The following is a 19,962-nucleotide window of genomic DNA, read 5'->3' on the forward strand; positions in this document are numbered from 1 at the left end:
TTGACCATCTCTGAGAACGCGCCAGAACAGGATCCAGAGTTTGTCCTAGTACTGGAGACGGTTGGATCTCACGAAAAGTTCTTCAAGGCCGTCCAGAAGCTGCAGGCCGAATGGCTGTTCGAATTCGCTGACGAGTTCGTGCAAGACGAAGATTTTCATCGTCTGGAGGCCGGAGCCGAAGCCGACGAGCCTCTGAATGGACGCATGTACCTAGTAGGCACCAACCAGCGAGCTTTAGCTGAGTTGCTTTCCCTTTGGCAGCGCTTTCAGGCTGATCCACGCGCAAAGTTTGACCGGGGCTTGGCGCCGCTGAAAGAAGTCTTCGTCCATCTGCATGACATCAGACGATGGGGTGTCGAGGATCGCATCGATGCGGACATGCGATTGTACTGGCAAGATGAAGTCGAAAGTGGTCGTGCGACAACTCGCTTTGAGTTGGAGGCCTGGTACTTCGGGTCCCCGGCAAAGAACATTGCAGTTGTGCGCGACCTACTTACCTTCATTAGAGCGTCCGGCGGTCAGGTCCTTCAAAGGGCGCTAATTCCTGAGATCGCCTACCACGGCTTTCTCGTCGAGCTACCTACACCTGTTGTATCTTCAATTCTGAAAGGCGATTACCCATCGTTCGTCCTCTCCGATCGCGTCATGTTCTTCCGGCCACGAGCTCAAAGCGTCAACCCAGGCTCTGAAGTAGGGCCAGTCCAGCAATTGGTTGGGGCGCAAGGGGAAGTCCTAGGCGATCCGGTCGTTGCTTTGTTTGACGGACTGCCGCTCGCCAACCACGCCGTACTGCAGCGTCGCCTACTGATCGACGACCCAGACAACTGGGCGCTCGAATATCCAGCCAAGGATCGCGTGCATGGGACCGCCATGGCCTCGCTAATCCTCCATGGCGATTTGAATAATCGCGCGCCGCCTGCCAATCGTCCGCTTTACGTAAGACCTATCATGCGCCCTGACCCGAACGACGGGCGGGCCCGGCGGGCGGAGTGCACGCCGGATAATCAGCTGCTGATCGACCTAGTTCACCGTGCTGTACGGCGCCTGTTCGAGCAAGACGGTCAAGAGCCTCCGGTTGGACCTTCAATCAAGGTCATCAACCTTTCGGTAGGCAACGAGCACCGCATCTTTACCGGAGAAATTTCTCCCTGGGCCAGGCTGATCGACTGGCTGTCCTTCAAGTACAACGTGCTCTTTGTAATTAGCGCCGGCAACCAGTCAGAAGATCTTGAACTTCAAGTTAGGCGTGACACGCTCAGCAACCTTTCTGAGGATCATAAGCAGGCAGCTGCAACAAGAGCGTTGCTACAGACCTCAGTCCGGCGCAGGCTTATGTCGCCGAGCGAATCGATCAACGCAATCACGGTGGGAGCGCATCATAGTGACGGGGCCCCCGGCCCAGCTCATCCCAACCTTCATGATCTCTTTGCCCGAGGAGGGTTGAGCCCAGTCTCACGCATTGGCATGGGGATGGGGCGCTCCATCAAGCCCGACATCTTGATGCCCGGCGGCCGGATCGTTTTCAAAGAGCATGTCCTATCCAAGCCAGAGAGCACGACCGTGCAGATGGCACCCACCGGGTTGGCACCTGGACATTTGGTGGCTCGCCCATCCGCGGCCGGCGGACCTGTCGGTGATACCGAATATTCTCGCGGGACCAGTAACGCAACAGCATTGGCCAGTGGCATGGCGGCAAGAGCATTTGAGGTTATCGAAGCCTTGCGTGCAAGCGGTGCGGCCATCCCCAAAACGCACGATGCTGCGTTGATCAAGGCATTGCTTGTCCATGGAGCTCAGTGGGGTTCGCTATCGAAAACCGTGCTCGATCATGGCCCGAGCTTTGCTCACATCACTCCGCTCAACTCGCGACACATGCGGGAGAAGGACTTCATTTCAAGCTGGCTCGGCTACGGTCCAGTCGACGAAGAGCGAGCGCTCAGGTGCGCGAGCAATCGCGCCACACTGATCGGCGTGGGGGAGGTCAAGAAAGACAGGGCAGTATCATTCACCGCCCCCATGCCGCCAGGGCTTGGACGCGTCGTGACAATGCGTCGAATGACCGTGACCTTGGCCTGGATGTCGCCCACAAAATCTTCGCTGCAGCGCTATCGTCAGGCCAAGCTGTGGATACAGCCACCCGAGGATTTCGGCACCAGCCGCATCAACACACCCTTCCACATGACTGTCAAGCGCGGCACCGTTCAACACGAGGTCTGGGAGGGCGAACGCAAAGCGCTGCCCATCGTTGATGGGCAGATGTTCGAGTGCAAGGTGAATTGTATGGAAGATGCCCCCGGTCTAACCGACGAGATCAAATTCGCCCTATGTGTCACCTTGGAAGTTGGCATTGAATCCGGAATCGACATCTATCAAGAAATCCGTGATCGAATACGCCCCGCTGTTCCGGTGCTAGTCTAGTGCTGTTAGCAAAAACGCGAGCCTTGGTGCAGGCGTCAGTATGCGCGCCGCCTACAAGCTGCAGGCAAGCTTTTTTGACGAGCGTCTTGCCGAACTCCTCAAGCGTCCTTGTCGTTCACACCCCAGTCCTTCGGCCGTTCCACCCGAACGGGTGCAGCGCTTCGAATATCAGCGCCGCTTGCTTCGGCCACTGTGGCACATCGCTGCGAGGCCTGCCGCAGCTCGGCCAGCGTCGAGTGCTAAGTGCCACATGCTAGAGACTGGCTTGAGGCGACTCACATCAGGTACCTGTCCAGGAGAAAAGCAGAACAGAGGAGAGGGGATATGCTAGTGGTAGTTAGGCATGCGCAAAGCATGGCTAATGCGGGATTTGTAACCGCCGATCCGGAATCCATTGCCCTTACTGCCGCAGGGGAGGAGCAGGCTCGCGCATTGGCAATGACCTGGTCGGCTGCGCCTGACCGAATCTTTACCTCACCATTCCTCCGGGCGAGGCAGACCTCACAACCACTCGCCGAACGCTTCAAGATGGTCGTTGCGCCCCTGGGGGTCCACGAGTTCACTTACCTGTCGCCTGAGCGGTGCGTGGGCACCTCGGCAGCAGACCGCAGGCAGTGGGTAGAGGACTACTGGTCCCGTTGCGATCCAAACTATGTGGATGGACCTGGTGCCGAGTCATTTGCCCAGCTAGTTGCCCGCGCTGCGCGAGCGCTGCGCATTCTTAAATCCTACTCCGCGCATGAGCAGGTGGTCGTGTTTAGCCACGGCCAATTGATGCAGGCGATGCGCTGGATTTGCGGGAGCAAGGCTCCCTCCGTGGTGAACGCTGCAGCGATGGGCGCATTTCGAAAGCTGGATTTGGATCAGCCTATAGCCCATTGCCAGAGGGTATCTTTCGAATAGAAGGCGATCGCGGATACTGCCAACCTCCCGGCCCCGCTCCCCGGCCGCAGATCTTTGGCCTGGTCGGATCAGAAGACTACCCGTTACGCGCGAACAGCAAAGGCCGTTGATGAGGGCCGCACTTTTGGTATCGGTAGGAGATGATTGGGCTCACAGGCTCTGGGATGTGAACGCCACGCCTTTCAGCAGCCCGCCTCATCAAGTAGGAGGGCTCGTGGACGTTGTTCCGGATCTGATCCCAGATCACGTCGTCATTCACGTGAATTGGAAAGCTCGTGTCCGGCAGCAGGCGAAGAAGTTGCTTCGTCTGTGTGATCAACTCATGAGCGAATGGACGCACTCTGGGATCTCTGCATGCTCCAGATAGCGCTCGTATCATGTGGCTTGCCGCATACCACTGGCGATCAGCCAACCGCTGCAAGTGGAACAGCCGATACGTGCACGTCAGCATGAGAAAGCCATAGATGTCACCTCGTTGGTAAAGGCCATCCAGGTCATATGCCATCACAGGCACGCGGTTCTCATCAGTGCTGGTCCTATCGCCCGGGAATGAATAGCGGTCTCCGAGTAGTCCGGCGCTGGACGTAAATAGGCGATTCCAGCCAACAACTGTCCTCATATCCCACTCTCGATGGCTGAGGGCTGCAAAGGGCCACTTAACCACCTCTTCAAGCTGGGGATGCTGCAGGGCAAGGTGCTTGCGCCGCTTGGGTGATAGCGACCGCAATCCCTGCCGATATGCACTGAACTCATCGCTGCGCATCATTAACGGACCATCTAGGCTCTGGCGCCGAAGAACATAGCGTGCCCTCAGCTCCTCCTCCCCGCCTTCCACCAGAGACCATGTATTCCAGAGAATCCTGGAGTGCAGCCTGTCCGATGCATCAGAGGCAGGACGACCTATATTGGAGCACTGCATCGCTTGGAGTGCTTGGCAAGCTTCGTGCAACTCCCCCATCGGAAACCTCCAAAAAAAGTAGACGTTGGAAGGGTAGTTTTGCTGGATGAAAAGGCTACGGTAGAGCGTTAGGGTTACCTGGAACCTAGCATCACTGGAGCGTACGTGAGCCTACCAAGTAAAGAGCCGGATGCATTGTCTGTGGCTTGGGTGGCGCAAACCTATGGCGGGCTGGTGCCGGCCAAAGACCTGTCGCGACTGCTCGGATTCAATAGCCCGGCAGCACTTAGGCGGGCAGCCGCCACAGGTCGTTTGCCAGTGACGCTGTTTCGTCCACAAGGTCGTCGCGGGTGGTTCGCTCACGCCGCCGATGTCAGCGCATACCTTCGATCTCAGGCACCTCAATTTCCGAGGGAGGCAGGCAGCCCATGACCTAGCCCAATCTAAACTTCCCTCGCCGGAAGTTGGAAAGAAAAAACCCGTGAGGTAGGACTCACGGGTTTTCAGGTCGGCGACTTTGCAGGTCTTGCCGATACTTTCCCCTTCCCTGACTCCCCTGTCAAGCCTGCGCAGGCCTGTCACGGGCACCTATGTCCGACTCGCCTGGTAAGGCTCGCCCAGGCATTTTGGACGGTGCTCCCGTGGGGTGCGCATGAGGAATCGGCATGTCCACAGACGCTCAATCTGGTGGCCTATCGTTTGAAGACCGTCACCAGCTTTACACCCGCATAAAGGCAAGTGAGCTCAGTATCCGGCAGATCGAGAGCATGGTTACCGGCAGCGGAACAAAGACTGTAGGCAAGGCGGCGCTAAGAAACGTTCGTGTTAGGCACAACTCAATCAAGAACGGTAGTGCGCGAACAGTTGAAAGCCACACGTGCGAGTTGGTCTTTGCCTATGAGCTTGAGCTTGATCCCGAGGTGCTGGGCTACTACGTACAAGTACCATGCCGCCGCGTGCAGCGCACCACGGCGTCCGGGCGCAATCACATCAGCACTGCACATGTGGATTTTCTTGTTTTTCGCAGGGACCACGTAGAGCTAGTGGAGTGCAAGCCGCTATCGTGGCTGGAGAGCCAACTGGGCCTTCCGGACTCCCTTTGGGTCAAGCAGGACGCGGTGTGGACCTATTCCCCCTACGCCCAATGGGCACAGCAGCATGGCCTGGTGTTCAGAGTCTGGGTACCGCCCACTCCAACCGGTGTGTACCTCCAGAACCTTGAAGCGTGCTACGCGGTAGCCGGTGATGCCCTTCAGCAACATGAAACTACCGCAGTATCCAAGGCAGCTGGGCTAATCGCCAAGCGCCCGCTTCTGCTGGACTGTCTCCTCGCCGAGGTGCCCGGATTCACACCGCGCCTAGCGCTTTGGATGCTGGGAAGATCGGCGGCCTTCGGTCCATGGCAGAGCACTCCCGTGGCTAGGACTGACCGCTTCCATCTGTATGGCACGAAGGAGCAGGCCAAGGAGGCGGACGAGCTACTGTTTGGAGCCATTGTCAAAGGTCAGTCGCAACCAGCTGTGGACGATCCATTGCTGGTCGCAACCGCTACCGACCTCCAGCGGGCACGCCAGCGACTCAGTAGGCTTGCGCTGATTGAGGCCGGAAGTCTGCCCGCAACACGACGGATGGGCGCTCTGCAGCGACAGGTTCGAAAGGCTGTTGCCGAAGGAAGATCCGCGCTTTCGGCTTGTCTTACCAAATATGCCTTTAGCGGAAACCGAGCATCGCGCCTGCTTCCGGAACACGAGCAAGCCATAGAGACCGTCATCGCGCTGCACTGGAACACCGGGAGGGTACATAGACCGAAGGACTTGCTCTATGTGTTCGAAGAGGAGTGCCTTCGGTTAGGAGTTGAGCCTTGCGGTAGGGGCCGACTGGATGCCAGACGAAGAAGCGAGAGCCCAACGCGCCATGCGCTATCCACGGGCGGCTTTCGCGCCTACCACGCGACGCGTACACGCACCGATCCTCGCCATCGCTCGCTACCTCCGATCGGATATGGCCACACACTGCACGTAGATTCGTCGGATCTGGATGTTCGCTGCGCTCCGAACCTGATTCACTGCTTCCCAGCAAGCAAAGCAAAGTTCTATATCGGCATAGACGGAGCGACGGGCTATCCGATGGCTCATGCATTGGTATTTGGCTCAGCAAGAACCGACGCCTTGGCATTGCTTATGCGTGAGTACGTCAAAAGGCAGGGCTTCCTGCCCAAGTTGATCCATCTGGATCGAGGGCCGGAGAACACTTCCCGCTGGCTACAAGATTTCTGCCATGGCGAGATCAGTCTAAGGTTCTCCCCAACGGCAGGCAGCGCCTGGAACGGCATTGCTGAGAACGCCATCAAGCAGGTCAACGAACAAGTAGCACAGCGATTCCCGGGAAGCACGCGGCCCGATCAGATGGGACGTAAGGTCGACGGCAGATTCAAGAGCCGAAACAATGCGAGGACGGACTTTGTCCGTGTGCACGAGGAGTTCCTGAAGTTCGTCTATCACGACCTTCCTATGACACCGGGGCCAGATGATACAACGCCAGCTGAGAAGAGGGTTGAGGCGCTCGCGGCCTACGGCGCTGTCGGAACACCGTGCGAATGGAACGATGGGTTCCTAATCAGAACCGCGATCAAGGTGGAGACCAAGAAGCGAATCGACCGCCAGCGTGGCGTACGCACTGCCGACGGTTGGTTCACCAGTGACGGGCTTTTACAAGCGCTGCGAACTGAGGATGCCAGTGAGATTCGTAGCGACTGCTGTGACCCAAATGTGATCTACGTGAAGGTTCGGGGGAGGTGGTTCAAGGCCTTCCACAACAAAGTGCAGAGCGATGCGCTTTTGTCGGATCAGGAGCGACTGTTTCATCTGCTCTGGGCACCCTCGTTGCGCTCACAATCGGCAAAAAGAAAAGAGGAAGTTGCCCGTGCTCGTCATTCGCGCCGAGCGCAGGCCCAAGCGGCAATGCCCGCAACAGAGCACCTTGCCCCGGTGCCAATGACCGGCAGCGATGAGAGGTTAGATATCGAACCAGTGCCACCTGCGATCGCACAGGACATCGTTCCGTTCGATGAACGGGAGGACTACTGATGAAGATGGTTCAGCACCCAGCCTACGAGGGCCCACGCAAGCAATTGCGAACGGCGCTCGACCGTCATAGGCCAGGACATATGGTGTTCATTATTGGGCCATCGGGCGTGGGCAAGACCACGATGAGGCGCTCGGTAATGCAGGAGATGTTTGGCAATCCAGCATGCTGGGATTGTGGGCAGATACCCCTGGTCGAGACATTCGCCACACTTCCTCACGGCGCGTACTTTAGTTCGCGTCAGCTCGCTGTCTCTATTCTCCAAGAGTTGCACGCGCCCACGTTGGCGTGGCTACTGGACGGAAGCTATCTCGGGGAGGATGCAAAACTGCGAATACGACGCGAGCTCGCCGCAGCAACATCGGAGTGGGCGTCCTTAGCGCGAACAAGGCAGACAGAAGGCGAGTACTGGGGGATGGTGCAGCGAAGCCTGAGAGCGCGTAGCTGCAAGTATGTGTCAATCGATCAGGTTACAGCGCTACTAGTCAACCACAGGGACAAGTCACCCGCTGACCACACCCTCCATCTAATGGCGATAGCTGAAGCCACAGGCGTGATGTTCGTTATGACTGGGGTGCACAAAGCCACGCAGTTGTGGTCGGTCAACTCCGAGTTGCGACGCCGAGTCACAACCGTTTGGGTGCCTCCATATAGTGATAGGCGTCGGGATGACAAACTGCCGTTCCTTCGTTTGCTCAAGTCATTGGCCACTCGCTACGGGCTATCACAGGATGATCTGCTAATCCGGATGGCCAACGATATCCTTGCCGCTACCGGCGGCGTATTCGCTGAGGTGGTCGAACTACTGGGGCGGGCAGATATTGCTGCGAAGCAGGAGGGATGCAACAGAATTCTCAAGCGACACATTGAGATCTCCTACTACGGAAGTGAGGATCTTAGGAATCTATGGCGGGACATCGACGCCTTTGAGATGAGCATGGTTGCCGGCAGTGTCACTGAGCGATCAGAGCATGTGAAGGCTCGCTGGGGATCTCCAACCTGAGGGAAGAAAATGGTGACTACCGACTCAAATCAGTTCCGGTGGGGCGCCGATGCAAGGAGGCGGCGCGACGATCTCGCGCGAAAACTGCACGCCAGGAGGCGGTTCGCGGCTGCATTAATCATTGCTATTGCACTCCTCTCCCACCTGGCGGAGCTGGCGGAATCCACCAGTCACGAGGGCCAACATATAGGCCCTTCGCAGGAAGGTGTAGAAGCGCTCGACAAAGCGGAGGATTTCTGATGGAACTTCTCCAGCACTCAGCATACAGAGGGCCGCGAGATCGACTGAGGGCAGCCCTAGACAATCACAGACCGGGGCATATGGTCTGCGTCATCGGTCCGTCCGGTGTAGGGAAGACCACGATGCGTCGGAGCGTTATGCGTGAGATGTTTGGGAATCCAAACCTGTGGGAAAAGGGGAAAGTTCCTGCCATCGAGACGTTTGCGTGCTTGCCAGTTGGAGCATATTTCAGTTCGCGATACCTCGCCCGCGAGTTGTTGCAAGAGCTTAACGCGCCGACTCTGACTTGGGCGCTGGAGGGCAGATCACCTCGGTCAAGTCCCCCTTCGGACATTCAAGCCGAAGTGCGCGACAGAGACCTTCAGCTTGGACGGTATCAACTCAGGCTCACCGAAGCGGAGTGTTGGTCGTCTGTAAGGCGGTCCATGATTGCGCGTGACTGCAAGTATGTCGCTATCGATCAAATATCAGCGCTTCTGGTGAATCACAAAGACAAGTCACCTGCAGACCATGCATTGCACTTGATGACGTTAGCAGAGTCCGCCGGGTCGATGCTGATAATGAGCGGAATCCACAGGGCAGTTCAACTCTGGTCGATCGGATCCGAGCTTCGCCGAAGTGTGACGTCTATATGGGTTCCGCCATATAGCGTTAGAAGAAAGGAGGACCGGGCTCCATTCTTGCGCCTCCTTATGTCGCTAAGCGAAAGGCACAATTTCTCTAAACAGGACCTATTGATTCGAATGGCGGCGGATCTACTGGTCGCGACGGGAGGTGTCTATGGAGAGGTGGCTCAACTTCTGTCGCGAGCTGCGGATGCGGCCAAGCAGGAAGGAAGCGAGCGGATCCTTAAACGTCACATAGAGGCCTCCTACTATTCAGACAACGATCTTGCCAACCTTTGGCGAGATATCGAGGAATTCGAGGATGCAATGGAGGCTGGAAGCGTCACAGCCAGAGCGAAACAGCTCAAGTCTAGTTGGGCCTTCTCTTATGGGGAGGTGTGCCGTGAAGTCTAGCATTCACCGATTTACCTGGTCGTCCTTGCCTCCACTTCAATTGAAGGGTGTGGGAACGTCGCGAGTTGAATCCTTGGAGCACTACGTTCTACGGCAAGCGTGGACAGTCGGCGTGACCATGGCTAATATGATGTCGATAGTCGGTCCAGCTATTGCTGGTGGGCGTAGAGGACAAGTCATGGGCTCGGGCAAGTATTGCGGTCCCAGCCGTGACTTCAGTCACCGTATCAGCACGCTCAAGATGCTGACCGCCCAGGACGACCTGCAGTGCGGCACATTCTGGGTTTTGGAGGACGTACTGGCAACCTACGGAGGAGGCCGAGACACAACGCGCCGCCGCTGGTGCCCAGTGTGCTACCGCGATTGGGACGATGATCTCTCATATGAGCCGCTATCGTGGATCGTCGACATTCAAGCTGAGTGTGACCTGCATAAATGCAAGCTCGAAACCACCTGTTCAAGGTGTGGCGCGGACCAGCCGAGCTCAACAGACTACCAGCGGCGCAGAAGATGCCACAAATGCAAGCAATCGCTTTCCGGTGATGGCGCCGCCGCAGCGATTACTGGCGACGAGGCATGGGGTCAGCAGCAGCTTGCATCCATAATCGAACTTTGCGCGACGCCCTCACAACCCCAGATTCCCTTCGAAAACTATGTTCGATTCGTGAAACTGCTCGTTGACGGCCATCCGATGAGGCGGGCATATCCTAACGCTCTCAAGGCGGAATTTTACCGCGCTACCAAGAACTTGACCAGGGGTCGGACGACCATTCGTGCCATTGTCAATCTCTGCGCTCTCCAGTCCATCTCAGCACGCGACATCTTGCTAAGCCCGGATGCGGCGGCTTCCGAGCCGCTGTTGGATCTTTGGTTTAGCTATGCAACGTTAAAGCTACCTGTTGGGAGGCATGCGGAGCGGCTCGAGCGATGTGCCAAATGCTTTTCAGATGTTCTGAAAGCATCCGAGAAAGACCACTATGTGCCGCAGATGAAAGTTGTACTTAGACGCTTCAGGCTCAATAGGCAGTTGCTAAGAGAGATGCACCTTGACGTCTACGAGGAGTACAAATTGAGATACGAAGAGCAAGGTCCGTACAGTCAAAGAGTTCACTTGAACAGGGCAATGGATCTTGCGCTACAGATGGTTGAAGGAGATGCAGACCAAGCAGGATCCCACCGCAAACTTCAGCAGGCAGCCAAGCAAATCGGCCAGCGATGCAATGTGTCGCTGGATGTGGGATTCTCGGTGATGCTCGGAGCACGAAACGTGCTGAAGGCGCTAAGTGAAAACCGCTTACGAAAACAGCCGTCTGGTGGCCGGCGACCACATAGCGTCGCCTAGCCCTCGCGGCCTCTGTCAATTTTCATTCGTCTCGTGAGCCAGTCCTAACTCGGCGCGAATACGCTTCAAGACCAGATCGCGCAACGGTCTACGGAGCGAACCATCAATGGCTGCGGCATAGATGTCATCATCTCGATCTCCGATGGGCAGGCCCTCCAAGCGTAGCGAAGCCTGAGCTTCAATGATTGCTTGGCGAAGCTGACTTCTACTGGCCATTGCCGCCCCGGAGGTTTAGCTGATTCTAGCGAGAGTTCACATGACGAGGGTTTGCCATGAGGGCTCTAATCCTTCGGATCCGACGCAACTTTGACCTAACGCCGTTGCTTTCGGTGACGCTAGTAGGCTGTACCGCTCGACACCGGCGTCTCTTGGAACTTGGTGAAGTGACCGAGTTGCCTAGGATCGCAGCGGCCCGAAGCTATCCCGGCCGCATTGGCCCTGATCCAGGTCCGCTTCTGGCCAGAAGCGGATACTGCAAACATTGCTGCCTGAGCGCACTCTCCAAAGGCAAGGGGAGCGCCTGCTGTTCGCCCGCTGTCACATCAACTGCGACTAGCTGAAATCTTTGATCGCCTACCTGGGAGGGCATTCCGCGCACCAGCATCCTGTTCGATCTGATGACTAATGATTCTCAGGACTTGCTGCGGTACCGGTGTACGGCTGCCCCGCTATCACTACTTGATCAGGAAGTCATTCAGTGATTTTCCGCTTGCTACCAGCTCGGCTATCCATCGCGGTTGCCGCCCTCGACCGGACCACGTCTGGCCGCGCACTGCAGGATTGCGGTACTTGGGGGCGGTGTTGGGCACTGTCGATTTGGCAGACCTCCGATCACCTCGCTTCTTGGCGGTTTCAGAGGGCACGATCACTGAAGCGCCGTAGAGTTCCTCTATCGTGTATCCATGATCCTTGACGTACTTGTTGATCTTGGCGCGCATCGCTGTGGCCTTAGGGCGTGACAGCACTTTGGACTGCTGCTTCTCCGCCTGAGCAATCAGTGAGCGAAGTTCCTTGGCAGAAAGGCCGCTGATATCAATAGTCATGAATTCTTCCCCGCTGTCGAGGCCCTAGCCTATTCTCAAATGACATTGCGTGTCACTCCACATCCACTATGAGTCGCTCAATCACAGGATCGACTACTAAAAAGTGGATCGTGTTAGCTACTTTCTCACTACACATGATTTTTACGTGGCATATGGAACTGAGGACTAAAGACGCGCCGTGAGTGATTGCTGTGGCGTCGCCAAGAGTTCTTTGAGATCGCCAGTTTGAGGCATTGGATCAATCGACGTTAGACTCAAGTGCTTTCCGTAGCAGATCAGGGAGGCAAGGCGCATAACCGTGAGATCAATTCCCTTCATTGTCGCTGCCGCGTTGGCGGGAACTTCGCTGGCTGCAGATGCTTCTGAGGATAACCTCCATAGAGATCCTTACTTTGATCCAGGAGGCGCCGTCAGGTTCAACTATGGCTGGCTCGACTACGGGCCGACCAGCCGCCTGCAGCTTGAACTGCTGCGCGCAGACCTTGACGCTGGATCCGGACCGTTTTCCTTCTCTGCCCAGTACCGCTGGTACGATGGTTTCGACGCCGTGCATCACGCGTACGCGGGCTGGCAGTTCTCCGATGTTACCCAGCTGAAGGCAGGTATCCAGCAAGTCCCGTTCGGGCTGCTCCCTACCGTTTCGCAGAGTTTCTGGTTCGGCTCCGGCTACTACCTGGGCGTCGAGGATGATTACGATCCGGGCCTTGTAGTGATTCACCGCAGCGGCAGCACAACCTGGCATCTTGGCTGGTTCTCCGGAGACGAATACGGGTCCGGGGCTCGCTACGATCGCTACTCCTTTGATGTCGCGCAGACCGAGGCGTTGCCGTATCGCGAGCGGCAACGACTGCATGCACGCGTGGAGAGCGCGCGCGACTGGGGCGGCGGCGAACTGTTGCTGGGCGCATCAGCGTTTGCTGGCAAGGTGCAGAACACTCAGACACGGCGTCACTACGGTCATCAGGGCGCTGCCCTCCATGCACAGTGGCAGCGCGATGGTTGGACCGCGCAGCTGCAGTGGGCGCGGTACCGGTATGACGTGCCCGGAGATCGCATCGCAATGTCGGCGTTCCAATCCCCCTTCCAGGTTGCAGCGCAGGCGGATGTGCCAAGCGCCAACATCGCCTATTCGTTCGGCCAGAAGGGCTGGCTGGATGACATCACCTGCTATAACAACCTCAGCATGACCCGCCCGGTCGGGCACCGCGCGGGCCTTCGTGATTCGTGGCAGAACGTGACCGGTTGCAGCCTGCAGAAAGGCATCATGCTCACCTATGTCGACTGGATCGCTGGCCGCAACATGTGGTTTGCTGGTGGTGATGGTATCGGCATCGACGAAGGAGGCCCTTCCAGCTGGCATTCGCGGCTGAACCTCAATATCGGCTTCTACTTCTGATCGGCCTCGCGCAAGCCGCAGGTTCTTCCACCCAATAACACGGAGGTATCCATGCAGAGCACGGCTCCGCAACATCCCCCCGTTCGCCAGCGGATCCTTCCGCAGGTGTTCATTCCCACGGCAGCCATCGTCATCGCGCTGCTCGCGCTTGCCGCCTTCGCGCCCGAAATGGCCACGCGGTGGTTCACCGCGGCCAAGTCATGGGCAGCCAATGATGCAGGTTGGTTCACCATCCTTGCAGTAGCCGGCTTCCTGGTCTTCGTTGTCGGCGTCGCCATCAGCAGTTACGGCCGCATCAAGCTCGGCCCTGACCACAGTACGCCGGACTACAGCTACGGCTCCTGGTTCGCCATGTTGTTCGCTGCCGGCATGGGCATCGGTCTGATGTTCTTCGGCGTTGCCGAGCCCATCATGCACTACGCCACGCCGCCGGTTGGTTCGCCCGAGTCGGCCGCCGCTGCCCGCCAGGCGATGCGCATCACGTTCTTCCACTGGGGCATCCACGCATGGGCGATCTACGCTGTGGTGGCGCTGTCGCTGGCGTACTTTGCGTACCGACACAATCTCCCGCTGCGTGTCCGCTCCGCGCTGTATCCGCTCATCGGCGACCGTATCCACGGCCCGTTGGGACATGCCGTAGACACGTTTGCCGCGCTGGGTACCATCTTCGGCCTTGCCACCTCGCTGGGGCTGGGCGTCATGCAGATCAACGCCGGCCTGAACTACCTGTTCGGCCTGGAGGTCAGTACGCTCGCCCAGGTTGGCTTGATCACCGTCATCACACTGGTGGCCACCGGATCGGTCGTGGCTGGCCTGGACAGCGGCGTACGCAGGTTGTCCGAGCTCAACATGATCCTGGCGGCGGCGCTGCTGGCCTTCGTGCTGGTCTGTGGACCCACCGTTCACCTGATGCAGGCGCTGGTGCAGAACACCGGCATGTACGTTTCCCAGCTGTTCTCGATGACCTTCAACCTTTATGCCTACGAACCCACTGGTTGGCTGGGTGGCTGGACGCTGTTCTACTGGGGCTGGTGGATTGCGTGGTCGCCCTTCGTTGGCATGTTCATCGCGCGCATCTCACGTGGACGCACCGTCCGTGAGTTCGTGGTGGGGGTGCTGCTCGTACCGCTTGGCTTCACATTCCTGTGGATGACCATCTACGGCAACACCGCGTTGCACATGGTGCGGGCGGAGGGCATACAGCAGTTGGTGCAGGCGGTCTCAACCGACAGCTCGATGGCGCTCTTCGAGTTCCTGGAGCACCTGCCGCTGACCATGCTGACCTCTTCGCTGGCGGTCATCCTGGTTGCGCTGTTCTTCGTAACCTCAGCGGACTCCGGTGCCCTGGTAATCGACATGCTCACCTCGAAGGGTGAGCAGGAATCGCCGGTCTGGCAGCGGATCTTCTGGGCGCTGCTGGTCGGCGGCCTGGCGATTGCATTGCTGGTGGCTGGCGGGCTGGAATCGTTGCAGGCTGCCACCATTGCCAGCGCGTTGCCATTTACGATCGTCATGATCCTGATGTGCTGGGGACTGCTGAAGGCCATGCATCTGGATGCCACCAAGCGCTCGATCCTGCGCGAGGCACGTATCCTACCGGGTACCAGCGAGGATTGGCGGGCGCGCCTGCGCCTGCTGGCGCACAACCCGTTGAAGATCGAGGTGACCGGCTTCATCGAGCAGCGCGTCATTCCTGCATTGGAAGAGGTTGCCGCTGAGCTTCGCAAGCAGGATCTGCCGGTCCAGGTCTCCAAGGGAGAGGATGGTCGTGCGTGGCTACAGGTTGGCCATGGCGAGGAGATGGACTTCTTCTACTCCGTACGGCCCCAGCCCTATGAGCCGCCGACGTTCGCCCTGCAGGATCCCCGTCGGCCGGTCAGCGAGGGCACCCGTCATTACCGTGCGGAGGTCTATCTGCGGGAGGGCGGGCAGGACTACGACGTCATGGGGTGGACCAAGGTTCAGCTCATCCACGATGTGCTCGATCAGTACGAACGCCACCGTCAGTTCCTGGACAAGGTGCGCTCGTAGAATCCGTACACAGATGCCGCCCGGAGGGGCGGCATCTGCCTTGGGCCGGGCATGACCCTGCCTTTGACGTGGCCTCGGCACCCGACCGTGCTATTGATGGTCGAACTGCTCAGGAAGTAGCCCATGCTCAGCCGACTGAGGCTCGCAGCCAGCAAAGTTACCAAGCGGATGTGGTTCCGTTCGACCCTGTATGGCGCCCTAGGCATCATCACGGCGTTGGCCGGCGCGTTCCTGAAGTTCCTCATTCCCGTTGGCCTTGCCGCACGGATCGGCGCAGATTCCGTCGGCAACATCCTTGGCATACTTGCCGCGTCAATGCTGACGGTCACCACCTTCTCGCTGTCCACCATGGTCTCGGCATACGGCTCCGCATCCAGCAGCGCCACCCCGCGCGCGGCCCGCCTGCTGATCGAAGACGCCCGGGCCCAAGGTGCGCTGGCCACCTTCATTGGTGCCTTCCTGTTCTCGATCGTCGGCCTCATCGCGCTCAGCACCGGCATCTACGGAGACAGCGGCCGGCTTGTCTTGTTCGGGGCAACCATCGCGGTCATCATCGTCATCACAGTGACGTTGCTCCGGGCTATCGAGCAGTTCTCACGCTTTGGCCGCGTTGGCGAAACCATCGATCTGGTGGAGCGGGCGACCAAAGCAGCAATGAAGCGCCGCGCCGAGGAGCCTCGGCTCGGCGGAGCCAGTGCGGTCCCGGTAGGGAAGGGGGCGATACTGCTGGTTGGCGATCAAATTGCCTACGTTGAACATGTGGACGTCGCCCGGATTGACGGCATTGCACAAGAACATGATCTGCGAGTTCATCTGCTCTGCCAGCCGGGTACGTTCGCGACCCCAGCCCGTCCCTTGATAGCCATTGAAGGGAATCCACTTCCGGACGTGCAGAGTGAAGTGATCTCAGCCATCTCCTTCAGTGACGCGCGCTCCATCGAGAATGACCCACGGTTCGGGCTGGTCGTGCTTGCGGAAATTGCCCAGCGAGCCATGTCACCTGCGGTGAACGACCCTGGCACCTGCATCGACGTCATCGGGACCTGTGTCAGGCTGCTCTGTGCATGGGCCAGCCACACCGGGGACGCTGCGACGTGTGAAGTGCTCTATCCGCGTGTGCACGTGCAGTGCCTCGATGTCCGCGACATGTTCGAGGATGCATTCACACCAATCTCCAGGGATGCCGCCGGCTCGCTGGAGGTCAACATCCGGCTGCAGAAGGCCTTCGTAGCGTTGGCAGGGTCCTCGAATGAAGCGACAAGAGTCGCATCACAGGCGCATGCCCGCATTGCGTTGGAGCGCGGCCTATTGGGCATGGATTTCGAAGCTGATCGCAAGGCGCTTCGAGCCGTCGTATCTTATTTGACTCTGGAAGATGTGGACCAACGTTCGTAGTATCTTCCTATCAATGCCTTTGAAGCGCTGCGCTGGCTATCAGTACTCGGCTGTGGTCTGGAACACATACGGTCAGCTCACCTTCCACAGCATGTATGCGGCAGTAATGAAGATCAGTACTGCAAATACCGTGTTCAGAGCTCCACGATAGCTGGCAAGCTTCGTCGAAATTGCTGCTCCTGCAGTACCGCCAGCCATCCCGGCAACGACGAACACTGCCGCGAGCTTCCAGTTGATCAGGCCTGCATGCGCGTAGTTCAGTGCGGTGGTCATGCCGAATGCGGCGACGGCGAGGAGCGAGCTTCCGACTGCGGCAATGATCGGCATTCCCGTCGCGGCCACAAGTGCGGGCACGATGAGGAAACCTCCGCCAATGCCAAAGAAGCCAGAAAGCCCACCGGCAGTGGCGCCCAGCCCAATCAGTGCGGGTGCATTGCGTCTGCCGAGCCGAGCGTCCGCGAAGCCAAGCGTGTTGCGCCTGCGAAGCATGGCGATGCCGACAATGACCATGACCACAGCAAACAGCGCCAACAGCCTGTTGCCGTCGAACGCCTTGCCCAAGCTGGAACCCAGGTAGGCGCCCGCGATCCCCGCCAGGGCGAAGACCGAGGCACAGGGCCAACGAACATTCCCTCTACGGGCATGTATCACCAGATTCGACACCGCGTTGACCGCCACTGCCAGGGCGCTGGTACCGATAGCCACATGCGGATCTTCCACTCCGACCACGTAGAGCATCAGTGGTACCGCCAGGATGGATCCGCCTCCGCCAACCACGCCGAGGACGAAGCCGACCAGGACGCCAGACAGGCCGCCCAGCACCCACTGCAGCATAGATAGCGTTTCCATATGTCAGTCGGCGGACGCCGGACCTTGCTGCAGCCGTGTTGCGATGGAGGAAAGGTCGTAGCCTGCGTCCGAGGCAACAGACAGGACGTGGGCAAACGCCGCTCCGTTGTGAACGACTTCCGACAGCGCCCAAAGCATCGCAGCGCGGGTGCCGGTTCTGCAATACGCGGCAATAGGGCGTGGCAGCGCGTCGATCAACTTGGCAAAGGTATGCACCTGATCATCGGTAATGACACCAGGCACTACCGGAAGATAGGCAAATTGCATGCCCGCCTGTTGGCAGGCAGCCTGCAGCGCATGGTGACTGGGCTGCTCCGGCTGTTCGTCGTCGGGCCGATTGCAGATCACGCTCCCAAAGCCCTGCTCCTTCAGAGCTTCAATATCCTCTGGCAGGAGCTGACCGGATACCTTGAGGTAGGCAGAGAGTGGCTTGAGGTTCATGGTTGTCCCGTAGTTGCAGTGGGGCGATGAATGAGGCCATGCAGGATCACGCCTGCGATCATTGCCGTGGTGAAGATGATCGCGAAGGGCTGGCCGGTTCCCAGCAACGCGATGGCAGGGCCGGGACACACTCCGGCCAGTCCCCATCCCAGGCCGAATATCGCCGCACCGATCACAAGGCGCCGATCGATGATGCGATGGGTGGGAATGTGCAGCGATGCGGCAAGCAGCGGCGTTCTGCGGGCGCGTATCCACAAGTAGGCTGCGCTGGATGGGATCAGTGCGCCCAGCATGACCAGCGCCAGAGAAGGGTCCCAGGCGTCGCTCACATTAAGGAAAGCAAGCACGCGGGCTGGGTTGGCCATATCGGATACGACCAGTCCCAGTCCGAAGAGTGCGCCGCACAGGAACGCGGCGAGACGGGTCATGCCGTGCCTCCCGCCACAATCGGTACTAGGGTCGCCGTGGCCATGCCCATGAGCATGAACACGCAGGTAGCCATCGCCGACCGAGGCGATGCCCGGCCCAGGCCGCAGACACCGTGCCCACTGGTACAGCCAGCGCCAAGGCGAGTTCCGTAACCCACCAGCAGTCCGGCAATCACCAATACCACTGCTCCGTTTGCGGAGAGCGCCGGCAATAGTATGGGCCTGGCCGCCAATGCCAAGCCTGACGCCAGGGCAAGTCCTGCCATGAACAGGGCTGCACTCCCGCGTCCGCCGTCACCCGGCATGCCCAGTGTCTTGGCAAGCAGACCCGAGATGCCGGCAACGCGGCCGAGAAGGACCAGATAGGCACCGGCCGCTGTTCCGATCATGGCACCGCCAGCGAGCGGCCAGTACCAGGCCAAATGAGAGAGCGTCATAGCAGGTCCACCGGCAGCTTGAGGTAGCGCACGCCGTTGTCCTCGGGTTCGGGCAGATGGCCGGCGCACATGTTGACCTGCACTGACGGCAGGATCAGCCGTGGCATCGGAAGCGTGGCATCACGAGCCTCCCGCAGTTCCACAAACATGGCTTCGCTCACGCCCTCGTGCACATGCATGTTTGTTGTCCTTTCGGCACCGATGGTTGTTTCCCATGCGAAATGGTCCCGGCCGGTGGCTTTGTAGTCATGGCACAGGAATACGCGGGTGGCGTCGGGTAGGGACAGCAGGCGCTGGATCGAGCGATACAACTGGCGAGCCGAACCACCTGGAAAGTCGCATCGGGCGGTGCCGTAGTCCGGCATGAACAGCGTATCTCCAGGAAACACGGCGTCGCCGATCACGTACGCCAGACAAGCGGGAGTGTGGCCTGGCACGTGCAGCGACATAGCCTGCAGATTACCGATTCGGAAGGAGGCACCGTCGGCGAACAGGCGATCGAACTGGCTGCCATCCCGCTTGAATGCAGTACCGGCATTGAAGACCTTGCCGAAGGTTTCTTGGACTGCGGTGATGTGTTCGCCAATAGCCAGCGCGCCTCCCACCTGCTCCTGCAGCCATGGAGCCGCGGACAGGTGGTCGGCATGCGCGTGGGTTTCCAGCAACCATTGCACCTGCAGGCGCTCGGCACGCACGTAGTCCACCAACGCCGATGCGGAGGAAGTGGACGTGCGGCCTGCGGCCATGTCGAAGTCCAGGACGCTGTCGATGACGGCGCACGCTGAAGAAGTTGGATCGCGTACGACGTGGCTGGCAGTAAACGTAGCAGGATCAAAGAACGTCTTCACGGAAGGCGAGGGAAGCAGGCCGGCACGCGCATCGCTGACTAGGCGCACAGCCTGCTCCAGGGGGGCGTCTGTTTCTACGGATGGGATCATGACTGGCTCCAGGAGGCTTCGTGGCCTGAGAATTACATAGTTACCTAATATGTGCAACTATTGAAGCATGCTAGATTGGACGGGCCACCCATGGTGT

15 protein-coding genes and 2 pseudogenes are annotated in these 19,962 nt (G+C 58.8%); 11 read left to right on the forward strand and 6 right to left on the reverse strand.

Annotated features, from left to right (window positions below; translation table 11 throughout):
- The 8 genes and pseudogenes from ACGFZ3_RS16175 (at position 1) to ACGFZ3_RS16210 (ending at position 10,907) form a co-directional block, all read left to right on the forward strand.
- A complete protein-coding gene (locus ACGFZ3_RS16175) occupies positions 1 to 2,418 on the forward strand; it encodes a S8 family peptidase (RefSeq protein ID WP_049441708.1) in 2,418 nt (805 codons plus the stop codon).
- A 22-nt stretch (positions 2,419 to 2,440) separates the two neighbouring features.
- A pseudogene (locus tag ACGFZ3_RS16180) lies at positions 2,441 to 2,749 on the forward strand (leucine zipper domain-containing protein); the annotation flags it as partial.
- Positions 2,743 to 3,321 (forward strand): histidine phosphatase family protein, encoded by a 579-nt coding sequence (locus tag ACGFZ3_RS16185; RefSeq protein WP_049441709.1) that lies wholly within the window; start codon positions 2,743 to 2,745, stop codon positions 3,319 to 3,321. The pseudogene ACGFZ3_RS16180 and the gene ACGFZ3_RS16185, both read left to right, overlap by 7 nt.
- A 1,563-nt stretch (positions 3,322 to 4,884) precedes the next feature.
- Positions 4,885 to 7,305: a DDE-type integrase/transposase/recombinase gene (locus ACGFZ3_RS16190; protein WP_080355801.1), complete on the forward strand. Its 2,421-nt coding sequence runs from the start codon at positions 4,885 to 4,887 to the stop codon at positions 7,303 to 7,305.
- 80 nt (positions 7,306 to 7,385) lie between these two features.
- A pseudogene (locus ACGFZ3_RS16195) lies at positions 7,386 to 7,883 on the forward strand (AAA family ATPase); the annotation flags it as partial.
- Positions 7,884 to 8,051: 168 nt separating this feature from the next.
- Complete coding sequence (locus ACGFZ3_RS16200; RefSeq protein ID WP_229302317.1) at positions 8,052 to 8,306, forward strand: hypothetical protein; 255 nt, start codon at positions 8,052 to 8,054, stop codon at positions 8,304 to 8,306.
- 320 nt (positions 8,307 to 8,626) lie between these two features.
- Positions 8,627 to 9,565 carry an ATP-binding protein gene (locus ACGFZ3_RS16205; protein ID WP_258390958.1) on the forward strand — a complete coding sequence of 313 codons (939 nt, stop codon included), beginning with the start codon at positions 8,627 to 8,629 and terminating at the stop codon, positions 9,563 to 9,565.
- A 178-nt stretch (positions 9,566 to 9,743) separates the two neighbouring features.
- A complete protein-coding gene (locus ACGFZ3_RS16210; protein WP_146256390.1) occupies positions 9,744 to 10,907 on the forward strand; it encodes a hypothetical protein in 1,164 nt (387 codons plus the stop codon).
- Between the two features lie 674 nt (positions 10,908 to 11,581).
- Here the strand turns inward: ACGFZ3_RS16210 and ACGFZ3_RS16215 are convergent.
- Complete coding sequence (locus ACGFZ3_RS16215) at positions 11,582 to 11,950, reverse strand: H-NS family nucleoid-associated regulatory protein (RefSeq protein WP_075675701.1); 369 nt, start codon at positions 11,948 to 11,950, stop codon at positions 11,582 to 11,584.
- Positions 11,951 to 12,248: 298 nt separating this feature from the next.
- Between ACGFZ3_RS16215 and ACGFZ3_RS16220 the strand changes: the two genes are divergently transcribed.
- The 3 genes from ACGFZ3_RS16220 to ACGFZ3_RS16230 all read left to right on the forward strand — a co-directional run bounded on the left by ACGFZ3_RS16220 (position 12,249) and on the right by ACGFZ3_RS16230 (position 16,772).
- Complete coding sequence (locus ACGFZ3_RS16220) at positions 12,249 to 13,346, forward strand: hypothetical protein (RefSeq protein WP_049441715.1); 1,098 nt, start codon at positions 12,249 to 12,251, stop codon at positions 13,344 to 13,346.
- A gap of 51 nt (positions 13,347 to 13,397) precedes the next feature.
- Entirely contained in the window at positions 13,398 to 15,377 is a 1,980-nt protein-coding gene (locus ACGFZ3_RS16225; protein ID WP_049441717.1) for a choline BCCT transporter BetT, read from the forward strand.
- A gap of 123 nt (positions 15,378 to 15,500) precedes the next feature.
- Positions 15,501 to 16,772, forward strand: a complete 1,272-nt coding sequence (locus tag ACGFZ3_RS16230; RefSeq protein WP_049441718.1) for a DUF2254 domain-containing protein — start codon at positions 15,501 to 15,503, stop codon at positions 16,770 to 16,772.
- 72 nt (positions 16,773 to 16,844) lie between these two features.
- Here the strand turns inward: ACGFZ3_RS16230 and ACGFZ3_RS16235 are convergent, their stop codons facing one another.
- The 5 genes from ACGFZ3_RS16235 to ACGFZ3_RS16255 are packed head-to-tail and all read right to left on the reverse strand — an operon-like array spanning position 16,845 to position 19,865.
- Positions 16,845 to 17,606 (reverse strand): sulfite exporter TauE/SafE family protein, encoded by a 762-nt coding sequence (locus ACGFZ3_RS16235; protein WP_049441719.1) that lies wholly within the window; start codon positions 17,604 to 17,606, stop codon positions 16,845 to 16,847.
- Between the two features lie 18 nt (positions 17,607 to 17,624).
- Positions 17,625 to 18,062 carry a TIGR01244 family sulfur transferase gene (locus ACGFZ3_RS16240; RefSeq protein WP_049441720.1) on the reverse strand — a complete coding sequence of 146 codons (438 nt, stop codon included), beginning with the start codon at positions 18,060 to 18,062 and terminating at the stop codon, positions 17,625 to 17,627.
- On the reverse strand, positions 18,059 to 18,490 hold the full coding sequence (locus tag ACGFZ3_RS16245; RefSeq protein ID WP_049441722.1) for a YeeE/YedE family protein: 432 nt from the start codon (positions 18,488 to 18,490) through the stop codon (positions 18,059 to 18,061). The genes ACGFZ3_RS16240 and ACGFZ3_RS16245 overlap by 4 nt, the downstream gene beginning before the upstream one ends.
- Positions 18,487 to 18,927, reverse strand: a complete 441-nt coding sequence (locus ACGFZ3_RS16250) for a YeeE/YedE family protein (RefSeq protein WP_080355804.1) — start codon at positions 18,925 to 18,927, stop codon at positions 18,487 to 18,489. Before ACGFZ3_RS16250 ends, ACGFZ3_RS16245 begins: the two co-directional genes overlap by 4 nt.
- On the reverse strand, positions 18,924 to 19,865 hold the full coding sequence (locus tag ACGFZ3_RS16255) for an MBL fold metallo-hydrolase (RefSeq protein WP_239683842.1): 942 nt from the start codon (positions 19,863 to 19,865) through the stop codon (positions 18,924 to 18,926). The genes ACGFZ3_RS16250 and ACGFZ3_RS16255 overlap by 4 nt, the downstream gene beginning before the upstream one ends.
- Positions 19,866 to 19,962 lie beyond the last annotated feature (97 nt).

This window comes from Stenotrophomonas sp. NPDC047960, assembly GCF_043204395.1.
Taxonomy (GTDB): domain Bacteria; phylum Pseudomonadota; class Gammaproteobacteria; order Xanthomonadales; family Xanthomonadaceae; genus Stenotrophomonas.